Consider the following 26,938-nt stretch of genomic DNA (forward strand, 5'->3'; position numbering starts at 1 on the left):
ATCGGACCCAGAAACCTCCCTTTCAGTTCCTCCCGGTTGAACCGGGGATACAACAGAGCGCCTCATGGCGCACCGGCGTTGCTGGCAAGTTCGGCGACGAGGAGGGCGGCGGTGTCGGAGGTGCCCGAGCCGTACGGGATGCCCCAGTCGTGCAGCCGGTGCACGGCGAGATGGCGGGCGAGGCGGGCGCCCAGCGGGGTGGAGCTGAAACGTTGGGCGAACACACGTACGGTAACGGGGCTTTGGAGAGTGGAGATGGGCCTCATGGCCCCAATCTGGCGTGGTCAAAGCCCTGTTCACCAGGTCAGCGACTCGTACGCCGCGTCAGCGTACGGGTACGGAGAGTGGACAGTATGGGTAACCGAGCGTGACTATGTCCCAGTTGGGCGTGAGCGACGAGGCGGGCGTGCGGGAGGTGTCCTGGCATGGCAGACGGTACGGGTGGGACGGGTGCCCTGGCGGGTGGCGGCGAGCCGGAGGCATCGGACAGTCTCAGAACGTTCGGCGAGGTCGTCAAGGGATTCCGTAAACGGGCGGGTCTGACCCAGGAGGAGTTCGCACCCAGTGTCCGCTACTCGCTGCCGACAGTGGCGTCCATCGAGCAGGGCCGTCGCTTTCCGCCTGCGGATTTCGTGGAGCGGGCGGAGGAGGTCCTGGACGCGTTCGGCTTTCTGCGGGCTGCGGCACGGCGTCTGTCGCGGCAGCCGGGGTTGGCGAGTTGGTTCCGGCAGTGGGCGCGGCTGGAGGCGGAGGCGCTGAGTCTGAATACGTACGAGTGTCGTCTGGTTCCGGGCCTGTTGCAGACGGAGGCGTATGCGCGCACGCTGTTCATGGAGCAGCTTCCGCCACTGGGTGACGACCAGATCGAGGCCCAGTGGGTGGCACGGGCCGAGCGGCAGCGGTTGCTGCGGGAGCGGCCGAACACGGCGTTCAGCTTCATCCTGGAGGAGCACTTGTTCTTGCGGCGGACGGGCGGGGTGGAGGTGACTCGGGGGCTCATCGAGCATGTGCTGGGGCTTGCTGAGCTGCGGAATGTTGAGGTTCAGGTGATGCCGCTGGTTCGGGAAGCGCACGCTGGCCTGGCTGGGCCAATGCAGCTGTTGGAAACCCCCGAGAACTGATGGTTTGCCTACAACGAGGGTCAGCGTGGAGGTCTGTTCGTCTCCGACCCGAAAGAGATCAGTGTTCTCCAGATGCGATATGCCAGGATGCGCTCACAGGCTCTCTCCCTCGATGACTCCGTGGGCCTGTTGCAGCGGATGCGAGGAGCACTATGAGTACGACCGAACTGGCCTGGTTCAAAAGCAGTTACAGCAGCAGTGGAGACGGAGACTGCATCGAGGTGGCGCTGTCCTGGCGCAAGTCCAGCCACAGCAGCGACTTCGAGGATGCCTGCGTCGAGGTGGCCTCCTGCCCCGACACCGTCCACGTCCGGGACTCCAAGGTGCCTACGGGCCCACAACTCACCCTCACCTCGGTGACTTGGGCCTGCTTCCTCCCGTACGCGGCCCAGGCCTGAACCCTCCTTAGGCAGAGGCGCCCCGCTCCGGACCCACCCAGAACGGAGCGTTTTTGCTTATGAGTTGGGGTTCTGCTCCCCCTTCTCGACCGCCTGCCGGAGCCGCTCCGAGAAGTAGGCGTGCGCTGCCCGCATCTCCTCTTCACGGTTGGCCTTGTAGAAGGGGGCGGTGTAGCCCTCGGGGGGCGTGGAGCGTTCGCCGTTCTGGTGGGCAAGGAAGTGGTCATAGTGCTCTTTGGTCTGGCCATGGCCATAAGTATGGTGATTCCGCGCGATCTTGTGGCCGTTGGCATCGAACCACATCTCGGCCTCATAGTCGCCGAGGATGGGATAACGGGCCTTATAGAGCGCTACCAGTTGATCTGCCGTCACTCCGAGCCACACCCCTACCAGGGCATCAATCTCAACGAGCGCAGCGCGTCGCTCGTACTCGGTACGGAGTGGAGTGACATAACCCCAAGCCGACTTGAGGTGGGCGGCAAGCGGCGCCATCCTAGGCCACTTCACAGCCCATTCTTCATAGCCAGGCCAAGTCATGTCGTACAGCTCGGCCCAGAGCGGAGCATATGCCTCAGTGAGACAGTTGAGACGGAGAGTACGAAGAAGGAGGGGACCACTAAGAGGATGGGATGGGTCCGCGTACGGCATTTTATGGGCTTCCGCGACCCTAAGATCCGAACGGCCGGTAATTCGGAGCAGGTAATCAATGGGTAGCGCAGCCCAGAAGCCGCCGTTGAGAGCAGTGACGCGGCTGTCCCTCAACGCCATGGAGTTCACAGCATCGACGTGCACAGGACCGGGTGGAATCAGGGCAGCGAAGAGACTCCTCTCAGTATCAAAGGGGATCATTCGACGCCACGCCAGCCGGAAGAAACCCGTATATGGCCGGAAGAGCCACAACCGACCATGCAGGATCTCACGTTGTTCACTCTCGGAGAGTTTTAGTTCCTCCTCAGTCAACACGTCGATTCGGCTCGTCCACTCCTCGACTGACGGCTGCCAGTCAGAGCCCAGCCTCGCATAATCAAGCCATCGGTCCTGAACTCCTCGATAGCGCTCAAGCTCACCGCTGGGAACGTAGTTCGTACGCGGTACCGCCTGAGCGGGCAGCTTCGCGAGGTCCCAACTCCCCCAGTCACGGTTAGTCCGGCAGGGGATATTAGGTTGCTTATTGAAGGGCGTCGCTACGCCAAGGTGCGGCCCTTGGAGGATTACTTCGCCGAATGAACTAGGTGCGGTCGTGTCCCAGCGATAGAGCCCCATTTTCTTCGTGGCTAGGTTCTCGAGCATACCGATCGTAATCCTTGGTTCGTGCTCACCCAGCCTATTCCGCACCGCTGACAGTGCACCGATAGCACCCTGCTCATCCACCGTCACGGGATAGAGCAGAGCTGCTTGACTGGCCGGAATCGCCGTCTCGCCTGACAACTGATGCCATTGCGTAAGTAGTTCCGAATCCACCTCGACCAGTCGCGCTCGATGGGGACGCAACTCCCACTTGCCCTCAGATTTGATACCTGGCAACTCGCCGTAGCCGTCGTGATCGAGCGAATCCCGCAACGTCGAAGGGTCGAACAGCCAGCTGAGATGGGTGAACCTAGGCGATTGAACCTCGCCATAGATCTGCACTCCGAACTCAGTGTTTGCGTGAATCTCTGAGAAGACGCCACGCCGGTTGGAGAAATGCCCATGTGCACGTAGGTGTTGGTAGGCAGCCTCTCGAAGCCGACCTTCCTTCACTCCACCGAAGTGTGTATCCGGATGGACCAACCCGGCTGTGCCACCTGCCCCGAAATGCCGCCACACCTGACACATGAATGCTCGATAGAGGTCCGGCCTGGTCCCTGCAATCAACGAATACGTCGTCGGATCGCTAAGGAAAGTAGCCATTCCGACTGTCGCGGCTAGCTCGCCGAAATACGAGTCCAGTCGCCCCCCGTCGGCAAGCGCCTCATCCTTGTGCTGCCGCCACTGCTCGGCGGACGGCTTGTCCGCTAGCTTGAACCACGGTTCGATCTCGGCAAGTACCAGAGCTTCGTCCCAGTCCGGCCTGACCCACGGCGGATTCCCCACCTGAAGGTCAAACCCCCCACCAGGCCCCCGGAAAACATGCGCGAAGTGCAGCTCCCAGTGAAAGAACCCGTGCCCGTCCTCCGCCTTTATGTCCTTCTCGGTCGTGCCCGCGATGTCCTCCACCACGTGGAGCCAAGGGAACCGCGACCGGAGGTTGAACGCGCGGTCCATGCCCAGCGCGCCGTCCATGTCGCGCTCGAAGTCCTCCAGGATGGGCAGCGCCTCGTCCACGGGGAGTTCGTCCAGGCCGTCCAGGAAGGAACCGTCCGCGTCGTTCGTGCCGAGCGTCGCCTCCAGGAAGTCCAGCCAGCCGGCGAACGTCTGCAGCGGGATGACCTCACGCCACCTGTCCGCCCCGATCTGCGCCTCACGCCCGCCCTTCTCACCGGCCCGGCGGGTACGGCTCTTCAGACCCTTCTCACCATCGGCGGCAAGGGCGTTCGCCTCACCCAACTCCCCCTGCTCACCGTCCGGATCATCGAACAGCCCCGCCGCCTGCCAGGCGAGGTCCCCCGGTGCGGGCCCGGTCGGCACCGGGGCCTCTACGGGAGCGGCCGACGCCGCCCCGGCCAGCAACGCCGCCACTTCCTCCTCGCGGACGACGCCCCCGCCCACCGCATAGTCCGGACTCGTACCGTCCAGGTCGGCCACCTTGTCCAGCGGCCAGAACCAGAGCGCGCACCAAGCGTCCATGACGGTCTTCAGCCGCCAGTACGGTGTGCCGAGCGCCGTCAGGTCGTCGAGGACCTTCTGCTTGTCGGTCGCCTCGGCGGAAGGTTCGAGCCAGTCGGCGCCCCAGACGTCGATGCGTCGGGACACCTTCCGCTCCGACAGTTCGAGGCGCTTGGCGACCAGGCTCCAGAGGAACTCGGCCCGGCGGGCGACGCGTTGGAGACGCCACAGCTCGGTGGTCTCCGCGGACTTGGCCCATTTCGCGCGCCGCTCCCGCCGCTCCTGTTCCGTCTCCGGTCTCGTGATCCGCTTCCCGGTCTGCGGATCCTTGACCTTCTTCGTGGCCGTCTCGGGGAACGGGTTCGGCCCCTTCGGCGCCCGCTGGACACCCCGGCGCCACCGCCCCAACGCCGCCGCCTGCTCCTCCGCGAGCTTCTTCGCCTCCGCCTCGCCTGCGACCGCGCCCCAGCCGATCGCCGGGAGGAGGAAGTGATGGACGGAGCCCTCGGGCAACGCGCCCGCGCGGAAGGGGAGTTCGGTCGGCGGCAGCGGCGACTTCTTGGACAGCCAGTCGCCGTGCGGCAGCGCATCCGCCGCGTACACCTTCCGGCCCGCGCCGATCAGCGAGTTGCCGCGCCGCAGGTGCAGGCCGAACCAGGGGGCCCGCATGCCGGGGTGCATGGAGTTGAGCCAGAGAGACACCTCTGCCAGCTCCACGGCGGTGGCGTTCAGGTCGACGCCGTACGCGTTGTGCAGGGCGATGTACGCCTTGATCTTCTGAAGTTCGATCTGACGCTGCTCGGCGTCGACGCGGCGGGGCGCCAGCTCCGTCTCGCGGCGCCGCAGGTACTCCGCCGCCACCTGGTCGATCGCCTCGTTGAGGAACGCGCCCGAGCCGAGCGCCGGCTCGCAGATCTTCCACTCCAGGAGCTCGCGCGCCGGGGTGGTGGTGCCGTCCTGGTCCAGGCGGTGCTTGAGGGCCAGTTCGACCGTGACCTCGGTCAGGGACTTCGGGGTGTAGTACGAGGCCGAGGTCTGACGGTCGCGGCCCGCCAGGCGGTAGACGAACGAGCCCTTCGGATGGACCACACGGACCGGCCGGCCGGTCTCCTCGTGGGCGCGCTCGACGAACACCGACTCCGGATAGTCCTGGACCCGTGACGCGGGGATCATCCAGCTGCCGCCGGATGCGTCCCCGCCCTTGGCGACCTCGTACAAGTCCTCCTCGGCGATGAAGCCGGAGTACGACATCAACCCCTCGTAGACGGCGCCCAGTTGGTTGATGCCAAGCTGAGCATACGAGATGAAGCCGCCGCGCTCGCGCCCCTTGCCCTTGGTGAGCATCAGGCGGCGCAGCACCTTGTGCAGGGTCTCGTTGCGCAGCCGCGTGTCCAGGAACTCGCCGCGCTTCGGGCCCCCGCTCTCACCCTCGTCTTCGCCCTCGTAGGAGGGGTTCTCAATGAGGCCCGACGAGATGAGGCGTACGGCGTCCTTCTGGAACAGTTCCGACTTCAGCGGCTCGAAGCGCAGGCCCACGTCGGCGCTGCGGGCGGCGGCACGGCGGGCGCGGTCAGCCTCGCGGATCCGGTCGGTGTACTCGGCCTGGGTGATGGCTCCGGCGGCGAGCTGTGCGGCGGCGTCCTGCTCCGCCTTCGTGGCGGCCCGGTCGGCCTCGTCGGCGATCAGGTCCTCGGGCTCGCTGCCGTACTCCCGATGGCCCTCCTCCACCTTCCGGAAGAGGAGGTCGAGGGACTCGTACAGGTGGAAGCCCCGGCGGGAGCGCTCCCCGACCAGGTCGCGTACGACGAGGTCGCCCAGGCGTTGGAGGCCGTAGCCGCGCGCGTACTCCGGATAGTCGGCGGGCAGGATGCCGAGCGCGGGCTGGGCCTCCGCGTACAGCAGGAACAGGATGCGGTAGAGGTAGCGCAGCGACTCACGGCTGAGTTCCTTGGCGAGACGCGCCGGGTCGTCGAGCTGCTGCGGGGAGACGCCGTTCTCGGGCGAGCGGAGGCGGGCCAGGACCTCGTTGGCGATCCACTCGACGGACAGCCGCAGGCCCTCGCGCAGTTCGGTGGAGACGCCGACGGCGTGCTTGCCGGACTTGTCGACGAACCCGGCGAGCGGCGCGGCGCCGCCCTCCTCGGGCACGCGCAGCGAGTCCGCGCCGAAAAGGGCGGCCAGGGTGTCGAGTTCGCCTCCGTTGCGGTCGTCGCGGCGGTTGAGCGCGGCGTCGAGGTCGGCGGCGAGATAGCGGCCCTCGTGCCACGCGAGGCGGTCCGCGAGGACGATGACACCACCGGCGAGGAGAAGGACGTAACGCGGCGGCTCCTCGCCCTCGAAGAGGAAGTCGGTGACCGCTTTGGCATCGGTGAGGCGGCCGGACGCCTCCAGTGCCACCGGGTGCAGCAGGCGGCCCGCGCCGTCCGGGTCGAGGGCGGCGTCGGGTTCGGCGGTCCAGCCGCAGGAGACCGCGATGAGGCCCGGCTCGGCGTGTGCGGCCTGGACGCTGTACTCGTGTCCGGCGCGGTGGACGGTGACGGTCTGCTCGTGGGCGTCGCCGTAGCCGAGGGCGCGGAGAGTGGCCAGGTGGAGGTCTGTGAGGCGCTTGGGCCAGTCGGCGGGGACGGGCGCGTCCGGTTCGGCGAGGGCGGCGGCGTCCTGCGCGAAGTCGGCGCGGCCCGCGAAGTAGGGGCCGTGCAGGGCACGCAGGCCCTCCCGAGGCGTGCGGGCGCGGGGCGGGACGGTGGCCGGGTCGGCGCCCGCCGCCTTCGCCGCGGCCACGGCGGCGGAGTGGGCGCGCCGTGCGTCGTCCTCGGCCGTCGCCCAGCGCGCGAGGAGACCGTCCTTGGCCTTCAGGTCCTTCGGCAGGACCTCGGCGAGGTAGTGCGCCGAGAGGTAGTCGCCGTGGTTGACCAGCGAGTCGTACGTCACGTCAGTTCTCCCTCTCCGCACTCTTCGCACCGGGTGCCCCGGACAGCGCGCCGTCGGGCGCCGGCTTGTCCAGGACCGCCAGGACCCGCAGCAGCGGCAGGCCCGTGGTGTTCAACTGCTCCAGCAGATGCGCCTGTTCGTCGGCGGTCTCCTCGATCTGCCGCTCCCGCCGGGCACTCGCGCCGGGCAGGGACTCCTGACGCCACTCCTTCAGCCGGTCGCGGTACTCGGTGAGCGGGCCGCTGATCTGCTCCGCCCACTCGGCCTTGTACTTCTCCAGGTGGTCACGGGCCGCGGCCACCGCCGCCGGGACCAGCGACTGGAGGTGGGCGAGATCGCGGGGGCCGCCGGTACGGGCGAGAGCGGGACCCACCCGGGCCGCTGCCAGGGCGTCGGTCATCGGCTCGACGGGGGCGCCGGGTTCGGAGCTGACGGCCATCCAGCGCACGACGGTGGGGCGGCCGAGGGCGTTGGAGTAGATGCCCTGGATGAGGAAGGTGGGGTGGGTGACATGGGGCGAGGTGATGACCGGGGCCTCCTGCCGCCCGAACTGCACCAGGACCTTGTCGGTGAGCCACTCCACCACCGGGTGGATGTCGCTCAGGTGGGAGACCGTGGGCCACATGGAGTCCGTGGCCTCGCGGGCCTCCGTCAGCTTGTCCTGCGCCAGCTCCCGGTCGAAGGTGAGGATCATGCGCTCGGCGACGCCCTGCTCCTTGAGGTAGGACGGCGGGAGCGCCTTGAGGCGGCGCAGCAGGTCGGGCGCCATGTCCGGGGAGAGGGAGAAGGAAGGGCGCCGCTTCGCGTCCTCGGCGTACGAGAGGCCGATGGCGTCCTCCGCCCGGTCCGCGTACAGCTCCGCGAACGCGGTGTTCACGAACGCCGCCGTGTCCCCGCCGAACAGCGAGGGAACCTCGGCGCGCGGCGGGAGCTCCTCCTCGGTGATGGTGTCGACCTGCCCGAAGAGCCCGGCGAGGTCGGTGTCGTCGGCGGCGGGCGCGGAGGCGAGGAAGTCCTCGACGGTGCCGCCCTCGACCAGCTCGCGGATCAGGCGCCGTTCCTCCTCATCGGCCCGGTAGTAGCCGGTCTCCGCCTCCGCCGTACCGTTCAGCTTGTGGGCCTCCTCCTCGCGCGCGAGGAGCTTCTCGGCGACCGTCCGGTCGTCCTTCGCGCCGGGCCGGGCGGAGGTGAGGATCAGCGCCCGGAACTGCGGCTGGTGCTGCTGCCCGTACCGGTCGATACGGCCGTTGCGCTGCTCGATGCGGATCAGGGACCACGGGATGTCGTAGTGGATGAGCTGGTGGCACTGGCGGTGCAGGTTGACGCCCTCCGAGGCAACGTCGCCGGTGAACAGCAGCCGCACCGGGTCACCCGCGAGGCCGAACGCCTCCCGGCACAGCCGCTGCTCCTCCTCGCTCAGGCCGCCGTGCATAACCCGCACGGCCTTCACCGCGCCGTCCTTGTCGGCCTTGAAGCCGAGCCGGGCGGGCACCACCTTCGCCAGCCACTTGAGGGTGGGCACCCGCTCGGAGAAGACGACGACGCGGGTGGCGCTGCGCGGGCCCACCCCGATCTCCCTCAACTGCTCGACCAGCGCGTCCAGTTTGGCGGAGTCGCCCTGCGCCGTGCCGTCGCCCATGGAAGCGGTGAGGGCGCGCAGGCGGGCCAGGGCGGCCTGTTCCGGGCCGATCGCCAGGTCCGGGCGCAGGCCCTTCTCACCAGCCTTGCGCACCCGCTCCTCCAGTGCGGTGATACGGCGGGTGACCGTCTCAGCGAGAGCGACATGGGACGACAGGAACGTCTTCAGGACGTTGTACGCGAACAGCGGGTCGGTGCTCACCGAGCCGCCCGGGTCCTGGTCCGCCGTGCCGAACTCGGTGCTGCCGGACGGCGCGGGCAGCCAGTGCTCGGTCAGCTCCGCGAAGATCTTCTCCTCGGCCTCGGTGGCGGCACAGTGCAGGGACCTGGTGGGGCCCCGGTCCGCCCACTCCGTGCCGATGCCGTTGCGGACCTCGGGGCTGATCTTCGTACGGCGGATGAAGAGATGGCCGAGGTCGGCGGCCGGGTCGTAGTGGTCCGGGTCGGCGATCGCCGCCGGGTCGAGGAGGGTGATGAGATCGGCGAAGGACCGCTTGTCACCGTTGTGCGGGGTGGCGCTGGCCAGCAGCAGGGCGTCCGTGCGCGGGGCGAGGGTCTCGGCGAGGGCGCGGCGCTGACTGCCCTGGTTGATCAGGTTGTGCGACTCGTCGATGACGACCGCGTCCCACTGGATACGCTCCAGATGGTGCCGGTACTGGCCGATGTTCTTCAGCGTGTCGACGGAGATGATGACGCGCTTGTAGTGCGTGAAGGGGTTACGGCCGGCGGGGATCTCCCGCTGGATGCGCTGGATGCCCAGGGAGTCGAGCCGCACCAGCGGAATCGAGAAACGGGTCCACAGCTCGTGCTGGAACTGCTCCAGGACGCTCTGCGGGGTGACCACCAGGATGCGCTCGCCCCGGCCGCGCCGGATCAGCTCGGCGAGGGTCAGCCCGATCTCCAGCGTCTTGCCCAGGCCGACGACGTCGGCGATCAGGATGCGCGGACGGAGATTGCGCATCGAGAGGGCGAGTTCCGCCGGGCGCTGCTGATAGGGAAGCGGGTCCAGGAGGAAACGGTCGGTCAGGGCGAGACCGCGCTCGGACTGCGGCAGCGGCGTCTTGCGCAGAACCGCTTCGAGGAACAGCCGGCCCCGGCGGAAGTAGGAGGAGGTGTCGGGCACCAGAAACGTCTTCTCCGGCTCCAGAAGTTCGACCTTGTCGATCCCGGTGAAGAAGACGGCCTCCTCGTCCCGGACGAACTCCGAGACGCCGATCGCCTCGATCTGGTCACCGTCGTCCGGATGTCCGGCCCGGACAGCGGTCCTGACCAGCCATTCCTCGTCCCGTACGAGGATCTGCGCGCCGGGCGGATACCGGGTTTCCCCCTGCTGTGCCACCGGTGGCCCCTCCATCGTCCCTGCCGTCGTCATGCCGTACGCCCTGCCTGGTACCGCCCGCCGCGCTGCCGGCCACGCCGTCATCGGCTGTGTCACCCGGCATGCACATGCCTTGTGCGTGCCGTCGGGCATGTGGAGAACGCGTCGCGATCAGTGCGCCGCAAGTGTTTCACGCGGCGCGCGAGGGCCGTGCCGATATGCCAGGTCATGTGCGGGACGGGCCTGCCGGACCCGTTCGGCGACGGTCCCGTTCAGAAACGCGCCTCCCGCGCGTAGGCCGCCCTCAGCTGCTCGGCGATCCGCACCGGGGCGGAGGGGCGGACGCCGGTGCGCGCGGAGGCGGCACCACCCGGCGCCGAAGCGGCCGACGGCACCGGAGTCTCGGCGGGCGGGGTCTCGGACGGAGCCTCTGACCGGTCGTCGCCCGGTTCGGCATCGCCCTCGGTGTCGGGCGTCTCGTCGTTCTCCCACGCGGCCACGTCCACGACGGTCGGTGTGTAGCCGGTCCACCCCTCCGGGAGGTCGTCCGTCGCCGGCGGCTCGGGTACCTCGACTGCGGGAGCGCGGTCGGTCAGCCGGCGCTTGGCCCGGGCCGCTGTCAGACCGCGGTCGGCGATGACGGCCACCAACCGCTGGGTGACCTGGTCCAGCGTCGGCCGGGCTGCGGGATCGAGCGCGAGCATGTCGGAGACCAGCAGCACGAGTTCGGGCGGCAGGCCGCTCAGGTCGGGCGGAGTGGCCGGGTCCTCGATCTTGAGCGCGACCGCCTGCCAACTGGGCCCGGTGTAGGGGTAATGGCCGGTGGCGGCGTACAGCAGGACGGCGCCGAGACCGTAGACGTCGGCCGGGTGGTCGAGCTGGTGCTCGCCCCGGGCCTGCTCGGGCGGCATGCACAGGACCGAGCCGACGACCACGCCGGTCGCTGTCAGCGTGGAGCGCCGCTCCGCGAGCACGGCCAGACCGAAGTCGATCACCTTGGGGCCGTAGGAGGACAGGAGGATGTTCTGCGGCTTGAGGTCACGGTGCAGCAGTCCGGCCTCGTGCACCGTGCCGAGCCCCTCGGCGAGCAGCGCGCCGAGGCTGGCGGTCTCGACGAGCGGCAGCGGCCCGTGCCCGCTCACGTACGTCAGCAGGTCGGGACCGGCGACGAACTCGACCGCCAGCCAAGGCCTGTCCGCGTGGGCGTCCGCCGCGACGAAGGACGCGATGAACGGCCCGTACACCGTCTTGAGGCTGTCCACTTCGAGCAGGAAACGCGCCCTGCCGTCCTCATCGAGCACCGACGCCTTGATGACCTTGACGGCGACCTGGAAACCGGCGGCCGACTCACCGAGATAGACCTGGCCCATCCCGCCCGAGCCGAGCCGGCACACCAGGGTGTATCCGCCGATGCTCCGCGGGTCGTCGTCCCTCAGTGGCTCCACGGGCTGTGGGCCTCCCCTTGTGTGGTCCCGGCTGCCTAGCCCCCGGCCGGACGTCCGCTCCGCCGCCCGGGACACGCACCGGAAGTGTAAGCGAGGGCCGGTGCGAGCCGCGTGGCGCTCACACCGGACGGAGCCCCCGCCCGCCCAGCGCCTCAGGCGGGGTCCCGGTCCTGCCAGCGATCCCGGAACCAGGTGAGCGTCCCGATCAGCAGCTCGCGGTTGCCGCTCTCCGCCAGGTGCGCCAGGCGGAAGTTGGGCCGCAGTTCGAGCTTGCCCTCCGGGATGTCGACGCCCGCCAACTCGTTGAGCCGCGCGAGGAGTTCGGCGCGCAGCGCACGGTCCGTGAACGGCTCCCGGGTCGCCATGTGCTGGAAGACCACTTCGGCCGTACCGCCCCGACCTCCGCCCGGGTAAAGGGTCATCGGCCAGACGCCTCGCCCAGGGAGGCCAGCTTCACCCAGCATCAGGAAGGCGCTGGTCGTGACCTTCCCGGTGCCGTAGCCGACCCAGCCGCCGAGTTCCTCCCACCGCGCGAGCACCTCACTGACCGCGCTCACGGTCGCCGCGTTGTCGTCCGCCGCGAGCTGCCGGAGGAACCGCGCGGCACGGGTCTGCGCGGCCTGGCCTCCGGGGACGGGTTGTGCCATCTCCCCGGCCTCGTCCGGCTCGCCCTCCGCGTCAGCAACGAGCAGGGCGAGGTCATCACTGGTGAGCCGCTGAGCCGGATCGGCGGCCCCGGTGATCGTGAAGTGGATGCCGTCGGCCGTCAGCAGCGCGCGGACGTCACCTTGGTCCTGCCCCTGGGAGGCCCAGCGAAAGCCGTCGGCGACCTTGCCCTCGGCATTGAGCACCCGATACGCGTTAGCCACGCCGGCGGTACCGGCAAGATGGTTGCCCACGGCCTGGGCCCCGGAACCGATGAACGCCGCGAGATCCCCGTACGACGTCCAGGTGCCGTGCGGAAGCGCGGCGAGCACCTGGTGGGCCAGATGCCAGTCGCGGCTGCGCTCGGCGCGGCCGACGCCGCGCAGCGGAGCGGGCCACAACCTGATCGCCCGTTCGGCGAGATCGTCGGCCCGGGCCAGGATCTCCTTCACACCCCACCGGTCGGTGGCGGCGATACGGCGGTTCATCTCCAGGTGGCTGCCCTGCAGCAGTCCCTGTTTCCTCTCGAAAGGATGGTTGGACAACTCCGAGTTCACGGCGGTCAGCGTGAGGTTCCCGAGGGAGTGGATCAGCCGGGAGTGCAGGTCCTCCGCGCTCTCGCCGTCAGCCGCCTCCTCCTCCAGCACTCTCATCCACTCCTGTCCGGGTGACTGGGGCATGACGTGCTCGATGGTGAGCTGCGCCGAGGCGAAGTCCACCGGCTCGGGGTGCTCGTAACTCTCCTCAAGGCGCTGCAGCACTCGCCTGCGCTGATGCGGGAGGCCGTACCGGTAGAAAGGCGCCTCCCGAATCTTCGTCCGCAGCTCCTCGTCGTCGGGCCAGAAGCGGTTCTCCGCGGAGAGCAGCCGATGCAGGCCGTCCGCGACCGGGACACCCTGCGGGAACTGTGCGGGGACGGCCTGGAAGATCCTGTTCAAGTTGTTCGGCGGCACCCGGCAGATCGTCCGGCGTACGAGGAAGCTTTCGATGTACTCCATGGCCCGTGCCGTCTCCGCGGCGTCCGACTCTCCGCGTTCCCGACGGTCGAACAGCAGCATCAACGCGGGGTAGGCGACCACCGCCTGCCAGTCCTGCAGCCGGGTCAGATGACCTCGTACCAGCGGATCGGGTTCGTTCTCAGGGCGGACGATCCGGCGGAAGTGGGCGCTGCGACGGTGGAGTTCCCTGATGTACGCCTCGATGTCGGCCTCGCTCACCTCCGGGCGCTCGAACCGCTGCTGCTGCGCGGCATAGAGATCCTGGCGGCGGACCCGGTCGTCGCCGTCGAGCACCAGCTGCAGCCACATGAGCTGTTCCAGCTCACTGTTGCTCAGGCTGCCCTGCATGGGCAGCCAGTAGGTTTCGTACACCTGCTCGCCGAGCGTCGGCAGCCTCATGAAGAGGTAGTTCCGCAGCAGGTCCGCCTGACTGAGCTTCAACCCCGTGTTGTTGAGGGACTCGAAGATGCGGTGGACGTTGTCGCCGCGCTCGGCGGTCACGGACACCAGCGTGAGACGGGACGTGATCGCCTGCTCGATGCGGAGCACGTTCTGGAACGCTGTCGGATCGTGCGCCTCGACAAGCTTGCGGCGGAAAAAGCGGTAGGCGGCGGCGACCCTGTCCCCCGCACTCTGCTCCTCCTGGGCCATCCGAATGTGTGCTGCGTACTGTGCGCGGTCGGCCTGGGTCGGCAGCAGACGGAAGTAATCGCTGCCGTGCTTGCGCTTGTTGATGAGGTATTCCTCATCGATGCGCTCCGCCTCTTCCGGCTGCGTGTCAGCGATGTGATAACGGATCGCGGCCAACGCCAGGGAGAGCGTGGTCAATCGCTGCTGGCCGTCGACAACAAGCCAGCGGGGAAAGGTCGCTTCGTTCTGCGGGGAGGGCGCGAGCACGACCGAACCCAGGAAGTGCGTGCTCGCCGTCCCACCGGACTCCAGCAGTTCGGCCTGTTCGAGGATGTCACCCCACAACTGCGCCAGCTGCTTCTCCGTCCAGGAGTACGTCCGCTGATACAGCGGAACCTGGAACTGCTGAGCCCGTCCCTGTACAAGGTCGGCGAACAGAGTCTCTTTGGCCTGCATGACGTCTTGCACCCTCCGTCGCTTCACCCGTTCGCACCTGAGGCAGAAGAGCCCATAGTGCCTCAGTCGGCATGGGAGTCAGCGCTGGTTCACCCTCTTCTCAAACCGCAGCTCGTCCACCGGCGTCCTGATCCGTTCCTCGGCACACGCCGGTGGTGGCGGCTCCGGCAAGGCCGACGGCGGTGGCTGCAACAGCTTCGTGCCCGGCACGAAGGTGCTGATGGCCGAAAGCTCCACCAAGGCGATGGAGAAGGTGGAGGTCGGCGACAAGGTCGTCGCCACCGACCCCAGGACCGGGGAGACCCGGATCGAGACGGTCTCCGCGGAGATTAAGAGCAAGGGCCTCAGCACCTGGTCAAGGTCACGATCGACGTCGACGGCAAGAGTGCGGGGAGATCGGCGCACTGTGCGATCTTGAGGGTCGTGGTCTGCCGATCGGAGGATCCAGGACGCAGTCCGTCGACGTCCGAGGTGGGTCCCAGGGGTGTGGATGGGATCGTCATGGCGTGCCTCGGGAGATGTGCCCCAACTGCAGGGTTCTCTTCACCTACCTGCTGAACGTCGACCACTGATCCGTCATCCCTGAAAGGAGCGTCCCGTGAGATTGACAGCAGGGTCCGTCCGATTCCTGAACGAGGAAGTACGTGCCCCTCGTAGGCTTCCTGAGGTCGACTCGATCGAATTCCTGTCAGAGGCAGGAGACCTGGTCGAGCTACTCATGGAGGAATGGGAGGGAAGCACCCTTCCTTGCTGCGGAGGGAACTACTACGGGTGGACCTTGCTCTCGGTCTCCCGAAACGGCTGGATGTCGTCCCCTGATGGGGACGAGTTCATCTGCATCGCGGAAAACCAGTACGCTCCCTGCGCAATTGTTCTGCGTCGCGACGGGAGGGTCGGAGTCTCGTGGAGCGGCGAATATCTGGACATGTTCGCCGACTTCGCGGAATTCATGGAGACGGTGACGCTCTGGTCGACGATGCGGGGATGGACGGCAATGGAGAGTGCCGGACTCCGGTTCTCCGATGCCGTGGAGGTCATCTCCCGAGGGAGGGCTCACCCGGTGACAGGTGGGAGCACCACCCGATGGGTGCGCTTCGACGACGCGGCCGTCCTGGAGGAGCCGTATCTGACCGGCTCCTCCGGCCGCCCGCCACGGATCCATGTCGTGGTGGCGGACACCGAACTGCCGGCCCGGTCCGGATTCGTCGAATCCGATCCGAACGCCAAGTTCTCGACGATCGGCCGGGGGTTCCCCGAACTCCCGCCCCGCTGGGTCTGAGACCTGCTCCTGAACGCATGACCCGACAGGCCGGTCCCGAAAGGTGAAGGGGCAGCCCTGCCTTCCGGCATGAGGTGGCCGGCGAGCGATGCAGCCGAGGAGCACTCCCCACGACGCCCGTCTCCGGCCCCACAGGCATGGCTGCTTTCATGGCTACGTACGTAGCCGCGCGGTCCTGGTCGAACCGGTATGGACCGGGGTCCGGCGAAGCCCGTCGATCTACGAAAAAAGGGCCCCTGACCCGCAATTTCGCTGGTCAAGGGCCCTGGGTGGCAGACGAGTCGGGCTGTACGCCGGGTTCTGTCTCCGGTGGGCCTCGCGGCCCGCCAGGAGGCGGCCATCCATCTAGGGTCGGCGTTGCCGCCGGCCTCGTGCGGTCTACCCGCGGACTCGGGCGGGCAGCCCTCGATCGTCCGCGCAGGGCCGTCTTGCGACGGCCCCTCTTGACCTTGCTCCGGGTGGGGTTTACCTAGCCGCCTGGGTCACCCCAGGCGCTGGTGGTCTCTTACACCACCGTTTCACCCTTACCGAGGACCGAGGTCCCCGGCGGTCTGTTTTCTGTGGCACTGTCCCGCGGGTCACCCCGGGTGGGCGTTACCCACCACCCTGCCCTGTGGAGCCCGGACGTTCCTCGGCAAGATCCAAGGATCTTGACGCGGCCGCCCGCTCGGCTCGTCTGCCGTAAGCAACATCGTAGACGGTCGGCGGACCTCGCCTCGACCGGCTTGACCTTGCCGCAGCGTCAGGGTTTCTACTGGCCCCATGCGGATCGGAGAGATCGCCGAGCTCGTCGGAGTCACCTCCCGGGCGATTCGGCACTACCACCACGTCGGGCTGCTGCCCGAGCCCGCGCGCCGGGCCAACGGCTACCGCGCGTACACCGTCCGGGACGCCGTGCTGCTCGCCCGGATCAGACGGCTGACCGAGGTCGGGCTGAGCCTGGACGAGGTGCGCGACGTGCTCGCCGACGACGAGGGGCGGGAGCTTGCGGTGGTGCTGGGCGAGATCGATGCCGATCTCGCCCGCCAGGAGGCCGGGATCCGGGACCGGCGGCGCCGGCTCGCCCAGCTGCTGGACGGGCCGCTGACCGCCGAGGGGCCGGTGTCGCCCCTGCTCGCCGAGCTGCTGGGCACCATTCCCCCCACAGCCTCCCCGTCCGCCGCGAAGGACCGCGAGCATCTGGCGCTGCTGGACACGGTGGGAGGGGGCGAGCGGATCTACGCCGCGCTCACTCCGCTGGCCGCCGACCCGGCCGTACTCGCGCTGTACGAGCGCCTCGACGAGCTGGAGACGGCACCCGTCGACGACCCCCGGATCGAACCGCTGGCCGAAGCGCTGGTCGCGGCCGTGCCGGACGAGGTGCTTGCCGCGATTCCCGCCGACGGACCGGTCATCGAGGGCTTCGGCGACGCGCTGCTGGCCGACTTCGCGCCCGCCCAGTCGGAGGTGGTGCGCCGGGTGATGCAGGCGCTGATGAGGGGGAGGACGCGATGAGCGTACGGGTGGCTCGGATGGCGGCCGGGGCGGTACTGCCGGCCGAACTGGTCCTGGGGACCTGCCTGTTGGCCGGGGTGCGGATACCTCCCGCGGTGGTGCTCGGGGCCGAGGTCCTGGTCGTGGCGGTGCTCGTACTGGAGGCCCTGGTCCTGCGGCGGCTGTACGCGGCGGGGCGCCGCCGGGGCGCGGGGCGGCGGGAGGCGCTGGGCGAGGCGGTCCGTACGGTCGTACCGGTGAACGTGCGCAGGCTCCTCGCGCACGAGCTGCGGGCGACGGCAAGCCTCGGGCTGTGGGTGGCGCGGCGGCGGCACGGGGTGAGCGAGGGCGCGCTGGCCGCCCCGTACACCGGGCCGCAGACCGCGATCATGTACGGCCTGGCCTTCGTCTCCGTCATCGAGACGGTGGCGCTGGCTGTGTTGATCCCGTGGCCGCTGGTGCACCGGATCGTGCTGGTCCTGGACGTGTACGGGATCGTGTTCGTCCTCGCGATGCACGCGGCGTGTGTGACCCGGCCTCATGTGGTGGGCGCGGACGGGTCGCTGAGGGTCCGGTACGGCGCGCTGTTCGACCTGCGGCTGCAGGCCGGGGCGGTGGCGTCCGCCCGGGTCGAGCGCCGTTACCCCAGCGGCAGGCTGGTCCAGGTGGACGAGGACGGCGTGCTCGACCTGGTGGTGGGCGGCCAGACGACGGTGACCGTGGAGCTGGTGGAGCCGGTCGAGTTCGTACGGCCGCTCGGGGGGCGCGGCCTCGCGCGGGCCGTCCGCTTCAACGCCGACGACCCGCGCGCCACCGTCGCGGCCCTCATGCGGGCGCGAACAGCACCTTCGCCGTCCCCGGCTCCGCCTGCGTGAGCCGTACGCGCAGCCGCTCGCCCAGCGGAAGCGGCTGCGAGCCGCCCTCGATCCGGGCGACGACCGCCGGGTCCTCCAGGTGGACGGTCCCGACGGCCGGTTCGTGCTCCTGCACATCCACCACCCACGCGTCGAAGACCTCGCCCACCCGGTCCTTCAGCAGCGCGGCCTCGATCAGGTCCACGCACTCGCGCTCGACGGCGTTGGCGCGCCTTGAGCCCTCCGCCATCTCCGTGGCGATCCTGGGAAGCGCGGCCGTCACCCACTCCGGCGGCCGCTCCCCCGCCACCGCCGCGACGCACAGCTCGCCCGCGTACCGGTCCACGAGTCGGCGCAGCGGTGCGGTGCAGTGCGTGTACTCGTCGGCCACGGCCGCGTGCACCGCGGGCTCGGGGACGTCGCCGTCCTGGAAGACGGTGTACCCGGCGCCGCGCAGCAGCGTCGTGCAGTCCTGAAGGAACGCGGCGTGGTCGGGGCGGGTGGGATCGAGCGAGCGGACCAGTTCGGCGTAGGCGACATGGTGCGGCCAGTCGATGTGCAGGGCCTTCGCGGAGCGCCGCAGCCGGCCGACGGCCCCGTCGGGGGCGCGCGGCAGTGTGCGCAGGATGCCGGTGCCCGTGGAGGTCATGAGGTCAGCCGCGGCCATGCCGGTGAGCAGCGAGATCTGGGCGTTCCAGCCGTCTGCCGGGAGCGGGGCCCGGTAGGAGAGGAAGTACGCGCCGTCGCGCTCGACGATCTCCTGCTCGGGGACGTTGAGGGAGATGCCGCCACGCCCCTGCTCCAGCGCCTCGCGGAGCCGGCCGATGTCCTTCAGCAGCGCGAGGGGCTCCTCAGCGGTCCCGGCGTCGATCTGCCGCTGCACGGAGGCGTAGTCGAGCTTCGCCCGGCTGCGCACCAGCGCCCGGCGCACATCGGTGGCCACGGCCCGGCCCTCCACGTCGAGGTCGATCCGCCACAGCAGGGCCGGGCAGGTCTGGTCCGGCAGGAGGCTGGCCGCGCCCTCGGACAGCAGCGGGGGATGCAGCAGGACTCTCGTGTCGGGGAAGTAGAGGGTGGTGACGCGGCGGTGCGCCTCCGTGTCGAGCGCGCCGCCGGGGATGACGAATGCCGCGATGTCGGCGATCGCGTAGTGGACCCGGTAGCCGCCGCCCGGGCGGCGGGCGAGATGCATCGCCTGGTCGAGGTCGGTGGAGGTGGGCGGATCGATGGTGAGGAACGGGAGGTCGGTCGCATCGAGGGCCGGCAGCCGGGGAGATCTGACCGCCTGCTGCGCTTCGGCGAGCACCTCGGGCGGGAAGTCCTGGCGTACGTCGAGCGTCGTCCGCATTTCACGCAGGGGGGCCCGCAGCGCGGCCTCGGCTGCGCCGATCATGTGCAGGTGGCGGCGGGGCATGGGTCGAGCGTATGAGGAGTGGGTTCGGGCGGCACGGCGAGCGGGGGTGGTCCCGTGGTCGCCTACGCTGGCGCGGGGGCCGCACCCCCCTTCTCGTACGTACTGAAGGAGAACCGCCGTGCTCGTGCTGCTGCCGCCGTCCGAAGGAAAGGCCGCGAGCGGTTCCGGCGCACCACTGAAACTGGCGGGGCTGTCCCTGCCCGGCCTGGCCGACGCGCGCACCGCGGTGCTCGACGAACTCGTCGAGCTGTGCGCGACGGACGAGGAGAAGGCGCGTGAGGTGCTCGGGCTGAGCGAGGGCCTGCGCGGCGAGATCGCCAAGAACACGGAACTGCGGACCGCGGGCGCGCGGCGGGCCGGGGAGACCTACACCGGTGTGCTGTACGACGCGCTGGGGCTCGCCACGCTGGAGCCGGACACGCGGAAGCGGGCAGCGAAGTCGCTGCTGGTGTTCTCGGGGCTGTGGGGCGCGGTACGGATCACCGACCGCATCCCCTCGTACCGCTGCGCGATGGGCGTGAAGCTGCCGGGGCTGGGGGCGCTGGGCGCGTACTGGCGTACGCCGATGGCCACCGTCATGCCCGAGGCGGCCGCGAGCGGGCTGGTCCTGGACCTGCGGTCGTCCGCGTATGCCGCGGCCTGGAAGCCGAAGGGCGAGGTCGCGGGGCGGACGGCAACGGTCCGGGTGCTGCATTCCCAGCTGGTGGACGGGGTCGAGAAGCGGTCGGTGGTCAGCCACTTCAACAAGGCGACGAAGGGCCGCCTGGTACGCGACCTGCTGACGGCGGGCGCGGCGCCGTCCGGGCCGGCGGAACTGCTGGAGGCGCTGCGGGACCTGGGATACGTCGTGGAGGGCGAGGCCCCCGGGAAGCCGGGGAAGGCGTGGGCGCTGGACGTGGTGGTGACCGAGATTCGCTAAGCGTTGCAGTATGCGCAACGCGCGTTGTGCAAGCTGCACTCTGCGGGCGGATGGCGGCATGACCTCCGTGCTGGACCTTGCCCCCGTCGTCCCTGTCGTCGTCCTCCCGGACGGCGGCGGATGCCGTGCCGCCGGCGCGGGCCCTGGTCGCGGGCGGCCTGCCCGCGATCGAGGTGACCCTGCGGACACCGCGATCGCGGCCGAGGTCCCGGACGCGGTCGTCGGTGCGGGAACGGTGATCTCCCCCGCGGGGGTGGCCGACGCGGTCGCGGCCGGATCCCGGTTCCTGGTCAGCCCGGGGTGGTCGGACCGGCTGCTCGACGCGATGTGGGGGTCGGGTCTGCCGTTCCTGCCGGGCGTCTCCACCACCTGAGGGCAAGCCCCCAGACCCCCGCTCAGCACGCACCCGCTTCGCGGCCCGCGGGGAGCCCGCGGGCTCCCCGATCGAGCGTGCCGGCTTCCGGGCAGCCACGGCCGGAGGCCGGGCCGTAGGTCTCGCGCAAGGGGCATACCCCCGCCCCCGCTACGTGCCCAGCGCGCACCGCCCCCAGCGGCGCGCCGCTGGGGGCGGTGCGCCCCACCTGCGGGGGCAAGGGGCATGCCTTCTGCCCCCGCAGCCCAAGAAGCCCCAGACCGGGCGCACGCGCCGCCCGCTTCGCGGCACCGGGGACGGGGCAGTACATGCACCCAGCGCGCAGGGCCCCCAGCGGCGCGCCGCTGGGCAGTACGTGCACCCCGCGCGCAGGGGCCCCGGCGCGCGGGGGCCGGCGCCGGGCTCAGCGCAGGTGCGAGGTGTCGTTGAGCAGCCGCAGCGACGCGTAGCCGTCCGCGTAGTACGCCACCGCCGACAGCGAGGCCGCGGACAGTTCCATCCGGAACAGGGACTCGGGCGGGGCACCCAGCGCCAGCCGTACGAGCGTCTTGACCGGGGTCACGTGCGTGACCAGGAGCACGGTCCTTCCCGCGTACTTCGCGAGCAGCTTGTCCCGCGTCGCCGAGACGCGCCGCGCCACGGTCGCGAAGCTCTCGCCGCTGCCCGTGGGAGCCGCCTTCGCGGAAGCGAGCCAGGCGTCGAGGTCGGCCGGGAAGCGTTCCCGTACCTCCCCGAAGGTCAGGCCCTCCCACGCGCCGAAGTCGGCCTCGCGCAGGCCTTCCTCGACGCGGACGTCGAGCCCCAGCCGGGCCGCGACCACCTCGGCAGTCTCGCGGCACCGCTTGAGCGGCGAGCTGACGACGGCCTGGATCGTGCCGCGCTCGGCGAGGACGGAGGCGACGGCCTCGGCCTGCCGGCGGCCGACCGCCGAAAGCTCGGGATCGGAACCGCCACTGCCGGAGAACCGCTTCTGCGGGGTCAGGGCCGTCTCGCCATGCCGCAGCAACACGAACGTGGCAGGAGCCCCAAGATCAGCGGCGGCGCCCCACCCCGGGGAGCCGGAAGGCGCCACACCGGAACCGGCGACAACCGCCGCGGCGGCACCTGTTGCAGCCACACCTGAACCGGCAGGAGCCGCCGGAGCCGCACCCGCCACACCCGCCACACCCGCCCCCGAACCGGCCGGCGCCGCCGGAGCCGCACCCGCCGCAGGCGGGCTCGCCGGGGCCGTGGCCGCCCGAGGCGGCACCCCCGTCGCGGGCGCGCCGGCCGGGCGAGGTGACAGGGCCGCGCGGGCCTTCGCCGCGCCCGCCGTCGCGTCGCCCGGGGGGCCGGACGGCGGCGGTACCGCGACCGCGCGGGCCGCACGGGCGTCGAGCGCGGCGGAGGACGACGACGGCTCCCACTGCCGGCCCTTCTTGCCCGCGTCCATCGCCTCGTTGGCCAGCCGGTCCGCGTGCTTGTTCTTCTCCCGCGGGATCCACTCGTACGTGACCTGAGCACGCGGGAAGACCATGGCCGCCTCGGCGGCCAGCGGCTTCATGTCGGGGTGCTTGATCTTCCAGCGGCCCGACATCTGCTCGACGACGAGCTTGGAGTCCATCCGGACGTGGATCTCCGCGTCCGGAGCAAGCGCACGGGCGGCCTTCAGCCCGGCGACCAGCCCCTTGTACTCGGCCACATTGTTCGTGGCGACGCCGATGTACTCAGCGGCCTCGGCCAGCGTCTCGCCCGTCTCCGGGTCCAGGACGACCGCGCCGTAGCCCGCGGGCCCCGGGTTGCCCCGGGACCCGCCGTCCGCCTCGATGACCAGCTGCCGCATCAGATGCCCGAGTCGGCCGTACGGACCAGGATGCGGCGGCAGTTCTCGCAGCGCAGCACCGTGTCCGGGGACGCGGCCTTGACCTCGTTCACCTCGGTGATGTTGAGCTCCAGGCGGCAGCCCTCGCAGCGGCGCTGGTAGAGCCGGGCCGCGCCGACGCCGCCCTGCTGGACGCGCAGCTTCTCGTACAGCTTCAGCAGGTCCGCCGGCACCGACGCGGCGACGACCTCGCGCTCCTTGGTGATCGTGGCGACCTCCGCGTCGATCTCCTCCTGCGCGGCGTCGCGGCGGGCGGTCGCGTCGTCGGTCTTGGCCTGCACCGAAGCGACGCGCTCGGTCAGCTCGCCGGCCCGCTCCTGCGCGGACTCGCGGCGCTCCATGACCTCGAGGACGACGTCCTCCAGGTCACCCTGGCGCTTGGCGAGCGAGGTGATCTCGCGCTGGAGGTTCTCCAGGTCCTTCGGGGAGCTGACCGCTCCCGAGTCGAGACGCTGCTGGTCGCGGACGGCGCGCTGGCGCACCTGGTCGACGTCCTGCTCCGCCTTCGTCTGCTCGCGGGCGGTGTCGCTCTCCTCGGTCTGCGCGGCGACGAGCAGGTCGCGCAGCTGCGTGAGGTCCTTGGTCAGGGAGTCGAGCTCGGCGTGCTCGGGAAGCGACTTGCGCTTGTGCGCGAGCTGCGACAGACGGACGTCCAGGGCCTGGACGTCGAGAAGTCGGATCTGGTCGGCGGGCGCGGCGTTCAGTTGGGGGCTCCTGTGGATGTGTCGGGGTTCGGGGAGGACGCCGCGTGGGCGGTCCAGGGGTCGGTGACCGTACGCGAGACGTGGGTGCGCAGACCCCACCCGTGCCGGTCGGAGTGCGCGTCGAGCTGAGCGGCGGCCTGCTCGCACCAGGGCCATTCGGTGGCCCAGTGCGCGGCGTCGATCAGCGCGAGGGGGCTCTGTTCGCGCGCCTCGGAGACGGGGTGGTGGCGCAGGTCCGCGGTGAGGAAGGCGTCGACGCCGGCGGCGCGGACGGCGTCGAAGAGGCTGTCGCCGGAGCCGCCGCTGACCGCGACGGTACGGACGAGCGCGTCGGGGTCGCCCGCGGCGCGGACGCCCTGCGCGGTGCCGGGCAGCCGGGCGGCGACGTACGCGGCGAACTCGCGCACCGGCAGCGGGTGGTCCAGCTCGCAGATACGGCCGAGGCCGCGGCGGCCAGCCGGATCGGAGGGATCGGGGACCAGGGGCCGGACGATCCGCAGGTCGAGCGCACCGGCGAGGGCGTCGGAGACGCCGGGGTCGGCGGTGTCGGCGTTGGTGTGCGCGACGTGCAGGGCTACGTCGTTCTTGATGAGGGTGTGCACGACGCGGCCCTTGAACGTGGACGCCGCGACCGTCGTCGTCCCGCGCAGATAGAGCGGGTGGTGGGTGACGAGCAGGTCCGCGCCGAGCTTCACGGCCTCGTCGGCGACCTCCTGGACGGGGTCGACGGCGAAGAGGACCCGGGTGACCTCGGCGTCCGGTTCGCCGCAGACGGTTCCGACCGCGTCCCACTGCTCCGCCCGCTCGGGCGGCCAGAGAGCGTCGAGCGCGGCGATGACTTCAGACAGACGGGGCACGGAGGAAAGGCTACCTGTCCTCCGTGCCCCGGGGACCTACCGGTCAGCGGGCGGACCTGGGAGACCTGCCCGGCGGACCAAGGGGGACCTTGGCAACCCGGGGGGGCCTTGCGCACCTAGTTGATCAGGAAGTTCCTCAGGTCGTCGAGGACCTTGTCGGCGGCGGTGACGCCGAGACCGAGGTACCACGTCTCGTCCGGGACGTCCTTGGCCCGGCCGTTCTTGACGGCGGTCAGGTTCTTCCAGAGAGGGTTGTCCTCGGCCTTGTCGCGCTTGGTGGTCTTCGCGTCGCCGTAGACGCCTGTGAAGATCCAGTCGGCGTCCGCCTCGTCGATCTTCTCCGGGCTGATCTCCGCGGCGAGGTCGTTGATCTGCTGGTTCTTGGGCCGCGGCAGGCCGGCGTCGTCGAGGATGGTGCCGATGAAGGAGGCCTTCGCGTACAGGCGGGTCTTCTCCGGCATATAGCGGAGCATCGTGACCGTCGGCTTCTTCTCGCCGAGGTCGGTGCCGAGCTGCTTCGCCTTCTTCTCGTACGCGTTGAGCTTGGTCTTCGCCTCCGCGGTCCGGTCCAGTGCGGCGGCGTTGAGGAGGTAGTTCTCCTTCCAGGTGAAGCCCGGCCGGATGGAGAACACGGTCGGCGCGATCTTGGAGAGCTCGTCGTACTTGTCCGCCGCGCGCAGCTGGCTGCCGAGGATGAGGTCCGGCTTCAGCGCGTGGATCGCCTCGAGGTTGAGGCTGTTGATCGTGCCGACGCTCTTGGGGGCGCCGGCGTCCTTCTTCAGGTAGCCGGGAATGCCGTCGTCGCCTTCGGAGGGGGCGTAGCCGACCGGCTCGACACCGAGCGACACCACGTTGTCGAGCTCGCCGACATCGAGCACGACGACCCGCTTGGGCGCTGCCTTCAGCTCGGTCTTGCCCATGGCGTGGGTGAGGGTACGCGGGAACTGGCCGGCCGCAGCGTCCGTACCGTACGACGCGGTCTTCTTCGCGGCGTCGGCGAAGTCCTCGCCGCCCTGCGCGACGGCCTTCTTGCCGCCGCCGGAGGCGGCGGAGTCTTTGCTTCCGCCGTCGCCGCCTCCGCAGGCCGCCAGCGTGAGCGCGGCGGCTGCGGCGAGGGCGACGGCGGCGGTGCCGCGGCGGCGTGAGGACATCAGGCACTCCCGTGGGGCAGTTGAACAAAAAACTACTTAGGCAAGCCTTACCCTACGCGGCCGCACACCGCAGAGCACAATCACCTCCTCCCCCTCAGGCGAATCGCCCAACACCCACCCTTATGTGTGAAGGGAGTGGTCTGGTGTTGTTCGGCAGGAAGTGCGAAAACTAGCTTCCTGGCTGGAGGTGACGATGCGATGACAGCCTGTGCCATAGAGGCCACCGCACGGCCGGGGTTCACGATCGCCGCGGACGGCTCCTACGCCGCTCGGCTGGCAGGCACCGGCCAGGCTCGGTTCCCGGAGCGCTGGACGCTGGACGGGCCCGAGCCGTACGCCGTGCCGCTGCCGCTCGATCAGCCGGAGGAGGCGGACAGCGAAGTCCTGCCGTTCACCGACGGGCGGGTGCTGATCCACCGGCGGGTGGCGGGGCGCCACGGCTTCTCGCTGCTGTACCCGACCGGACCCGGCACGGGGGAACTGCCGCTGGGGGCGGTCGAGTGCGAGCGGCTTTCGCTGCTGCCGCCGACGCCCGACGGCGGTGGGGCGTACGCCCTGGCGGTGGGTGAGCGGTCGACCGCCGTGTGGCTGGTGGCGGGGGGCGCCTTCGGTCCCGAGCACATCGTGGATGTACCGGGGCGCTGCTCGGGCGGGGCGTGGCTGGACCGGACCGGCCGGATGCTGGCCCTGGACCAGGAGTTGGGCGGGCGGACGAAGGCGGTGGCGGTCGACCTCGGGCGGGGCGGGGAGGTGACGCCGCTGCTGCAGATCGCCGAGGACAGCAATGACCGGCTGCTGCTGGCGGACCCGGACAGCGGTCTGCTGCTGATCCGTTCGGACGCACCGGGCCACGACCGGCTGGGGTGGGGGGTGCTGGGGAGCCTGCGGCCGGTGCGGTTCCCCGAGTGCCTGCGGCTCGCGGACTGCGCGGTGACGCCGTTCGCGGTGCAGCCGGGGCAGGTGCTGATGCCGGAGGGCTGCGCGGTGGCGCTGCGGATCGACGGGGCGGCGGGGACGTGGCTCGGGATGTGGCGGCCGGCGGGGCGGCAGCTGGCCCAACTCGCCGCGCCGGCGGGGTGGGTGGCGGGGGCCGGGCTGTGGACCCGGGACGGGGTGCTGCGGCTTCCGTACGTGACGGAGGAGGTGCCGTGCGGGGTGGCCCGGATGGAGGTTCCGGAACCGACTGCCCCACTAGTGATCACAGAACCCGCACAAGCGGAAGCCGCAGGTGGGGAACCGTATGCGCGCCCCGAACATCCCCCACTACGCAGGCCGGTTCCACTGCAGCAGGCGCCGCTGACCGGGCGCGGGGCACCCCCTAGACTCTCCACGGGGGGCTACGCAGCTGTACCGGCCGAGAGCCGAGGGTGACCGCGACGGTGTTGTCGGCCGGGCGGCCGGGGTGGGCCGCCTTCTCACGGCACAGAAGCGAATAGATGGATCGACGGAGTGACTTCCCACATGTCTGAAGCAATGACCGACACGACCGAGACGCGCCTGCAGGGGGCAGCCGCTCAGGCCGAAGCCGGCCACCCGGGACGGCACCGGGGCGGTGCCGCGACGGAGGATTCGGCCGCCCCGGCACACGGACGCCACCGGCGCCCGTCGGGGGACGGCAACACGGCCTGACCGCCGGGCGAGAGCGAGGGGCCGCCACGGGCACACCGTGGCGGCCCCCCTTTTCCGTCCATTGCTGCACCCGCCGTCCGGCAAATGCCACAAATATGA

Annotated in this window: 16 protein-coding genes, 1 other RNA gene and 3 pseudogenes; 8 read left to right on the forward strand and 12 right to left on the reverse strand. The window is 70.1% G+C overall.

Features of this window, described 5'->3' with window-relative positions:
• Positions 1-74 precede the first annotated feature (74 nt).
• Positions 75-266: pseudogene (locus NLX86_RS00005) on the reverse strand (ATP-binding protein); the annotation flags it as partial.
• A gap of 159 nt (positions 267-425) precedes the next feature.
• Here NLX86_RS00005 and NLX86_RS00010 point away from each other — a divergent pair.
• A pseudogene (locus NLX86_RS00010) lies at positions 426-1,277 on the forward strand (Scr1 family TA system antitoxin-like transcriptional regulator).
• Positions 1,274-1,519, forward strand: a complete 246-nt coding sequence (locus NLX86_RS00015) for a DUF397 domain-containing protein (RefSeq protein WP_254369431.1) — start codon at positions 1,274-1,276, stop codon at positions 1,517-1,519. The pseudogene NLX86_RS00010 and the gene NLX86_RS00015 overlap by 4 nt, the downstream one beginning before the upstream one ends.
• A 57-nt stretch (positions 1,520-1,576) precedes the next feature.
• Here the strand turns inward: NLX86_RS00015 and NLX86_RS00020 are convergent, their stop codons facing one another.
• From NLX86_RS00020 to NLX86_RS00040, 5 genes are all read right to left on the reverse strand, one after another.
• Complete coding sequence (locus NLX86_RS00020; protein ID WP_254369432.1) at positions 1,577-7,195, reverse strand: DNA methyltransferase; 5,619 nt, start codon at positions 7,193-7,195, stop codon at positions 1,577-1,579.
• Between the two features lies 1 nt (position 7,196).
• The gene (locus NLX86_RS00025) at positions 7,197-10,172 is read right to left on the reverse strand and encodes an SNF2-related protein (RefSeq protein ID WP_254369433.1); all 2,976 of its coding nucleotides are present in this window, start codon (positions 10,170-10,172) and stop codon (positions 7,197-7,199) included.
• Between the two features lie 251 nt (positions 10,173-10,423).
• Positions 10,424-11,596: a serine/threonine-protein kinase gene (locus tag NLX86_RS00030; RefSeq protein ID WP_254369434.1), complete on the reverse strand. Its 1,173-nt coding sequence runs from the start codon at positions 11,594-11,596 to the stop codon at positions 10,424-10,426.
• Positions 11,597-11,748: 152 nt separating this feature from the next.
• Complete coding sequence (locus tag NLX86_RS00035) at positions 11,749-14,325, reverse strand: DUF262 domain-containing protein (RefSeq protein WP_254369435.1); 2,577 nt, start codon at positions 14,323-14,325, stop codon at positions 11,749-11,751.
• A 78-nt stretch (positions 14,326-14,403) separates the two neighbouring features.
• Positions 14,404-14,664 carry a hypothetical protein gene (locus NLX86_RS00040; protein ID WP_254369436.1) on the reverse strand — a complete coding sequence of 87 codons (261 nt, stop codon included), beginning with the start codon at positions 14,662-14,664 and terminating at the stop codon, positions 14,404-14,406.
• 586 nt (positions 14,665-15,250) lie between these two features.
• Here NLX86_RS00040 and NLX86_RS00045 point away from each other — a divergent pair.
• Positions 15,251-15,604 (forward strand): hypothetical protein, encoded by a 354-nt coding sequence (locus tag NLX86_RS00045; protein ID WP_254369437.1) that lies wholly within the window; start codon positions 15,251-15,253, stop codon positions 15,602-15,604.
• Positions 15,605-15,877: 273 nt separating this feature from the next.
• Here NLX86_RS00045 and rnpB read toward each other — a convergent pair.
• Positions 15,878-16,279: RNase P RNA component class A (gene rnpB / locus NLX86_RS00050), an RNA gene on the reverse strand.
• 87 nt (positions 16,280-16,366) lie between these two features.
• Between rnpB and NLX86_RS00055 the strand changes: the two genes are divergently transcribed.
• Both NLX86_RS00055 and NLX86_RS00060 read left to right on the forward strand, forming a co-directional pair.
• Positions 16,367-17,098: a MerR family transcriptional regulator gene (locus NLX86_RS00055; protein WP_254369438.1), complete on the forward strand. Its 732-nt coding sequence runs from the start codon at positions 16,367-16,369 to the stop codon at positions 17,096-17,098.
• Positions 17,095-17,952, forward strand: coding sequence for a hypothetical protein (locus NLX86_RS00060; protein WP_254369439.1), 858 nt, complete (start codon positions 17,095-17,097; stop codon positions 17,950-17,952). Before NLX86_RS00055 ends, NLX86_RS00060 begins: the two co-directional genes overlap by 4 nt.
• On the opposite strand, the gene NLX86_RS00065 is transcribed toward NLX86_RS00060, so the two are convergent.
• On the reverse strand, positions 17,903-19,345 hold the full coding sequence (locus NLX86_RS00065) for an RNB domain-containing ribonuclease (protein WP_254369440.1): 1,443 nt from the start codon (positions 19,343-19,345) through the stop codon (positions 17,903-17,905). The two genes, NLX86_RS00060 and NLX86_RS00065, sit on opposite strands and share 50 nt — an antisense overlap.
• 118 nt (positions 19,346-19,463) lie before the next feature.
• On the opposite strand from NLX86_RS00065, the gene yaaA reads away from it, so the two are divergent.
• A complete protein-coding gene (gene yaaA, locus NLX86_RS00070) occupies positions 19,464-20,264 on the forward strand; it encodes a peroxide stress protein YaaA (protein ID WP_254369441.1) in 801 nt (266 codons plus the stop codon).
• 58 nt (positions 20,265-20,322) lie between these two features.
• Positions 20,323-20,634, forward strand: a pseudogene (locus tag NLX86_RS00075) (keto-deoxy-phosphogluconate aldolase); the annotation flags it as partial.
• A 406-nt stretch (positions 20,635-21,040) separates the two neighbouring features.
• Here the strand turns inward: NLX86_RS00075 and NLX86_RS00080 are convergent.
• The 4 genes from NLX86_RS00080 to NLX86_RS00095 form a co-directional block, all read right to left on the reverse strand.
• On the reverse strand, positions 21,041-22,459 hold the full coding sequence (locus NLX86_RS00080; protein ID WP_254369442.1) for a bifunctional RNase H/acid phosphatase: 1,419 nt from the start codon (positions 22,457-22,459) through the stop codon (positions 21,041-21,043).
• Complete coding sequence (locus NLX86_RS00085; RefSeq protein ID WP_254369765.1) at positions 22,459-23,202, reverse strand: zinc ribbon domain-containing protein; 744 nt, start codon at positions 23,200-23,202, stop codon at positions 22,459-22,461. The genes NLX86_RS00080 and NLX86_RS00085 overlap by 1 nt, the downstream gene beginning before the upstream one ends.
• Positions 23,199-24,059, reverse strand: coding sequence for a Nif3-like dinuclear metal center hexameric protein (locus NLX86_RS00090; protein ID WP_254369443.1), 861 nt, complete (start codon positions 24,057-24,059; stop codon positions 23,199-23,201). Before NLX86_RS00090 ends, NLX86_RS00085 begins: the two co-directional genes overlap by 4 nt.
• Before the next feature lie 116 nt (positions 24,060-24,175).
• Positions 24,176-25,210 (reverse strand): ABC transporter substrate-binding protein, encoded by a 1,035-nt coding sequence (locus NLX86_RS00095; protein WP_254369444.1) that lies wholly within the window; start codon positions 25,208-25,210, stop codon positions 24,176-24,178.
• A gap of 198 nt (positions 25,211-25,408) precedes the next feature.
• Between NLX86_RS00095 and NLX86_RS00100 the strand changes: the two genes are divergently transcribed.
• Positions 25,409-26,581 carry a hypothetical protein gene (locus tag NLX86_RS00100; RefSeq protein WP_254369445.1) on the forward strand — a complete coding sequence of 391 codons (1,173 nt, stop codon included), beginning with the start codon at positions 25,409-25,411 and terminating at the stop codon, positions 26,579-26,581.
• Positions 26,582-26,938: the final 357 nt, after the last annotated feature.

This window comes from Streptomyces sp. A3M-1-3 (assembly GCF_024213665.1).
Taxonomy (GTDB): Bacteria; Actinomycetota; Actinomycetes; order Streptomycetales; family Streptomycetaceae; genus Streptomyces.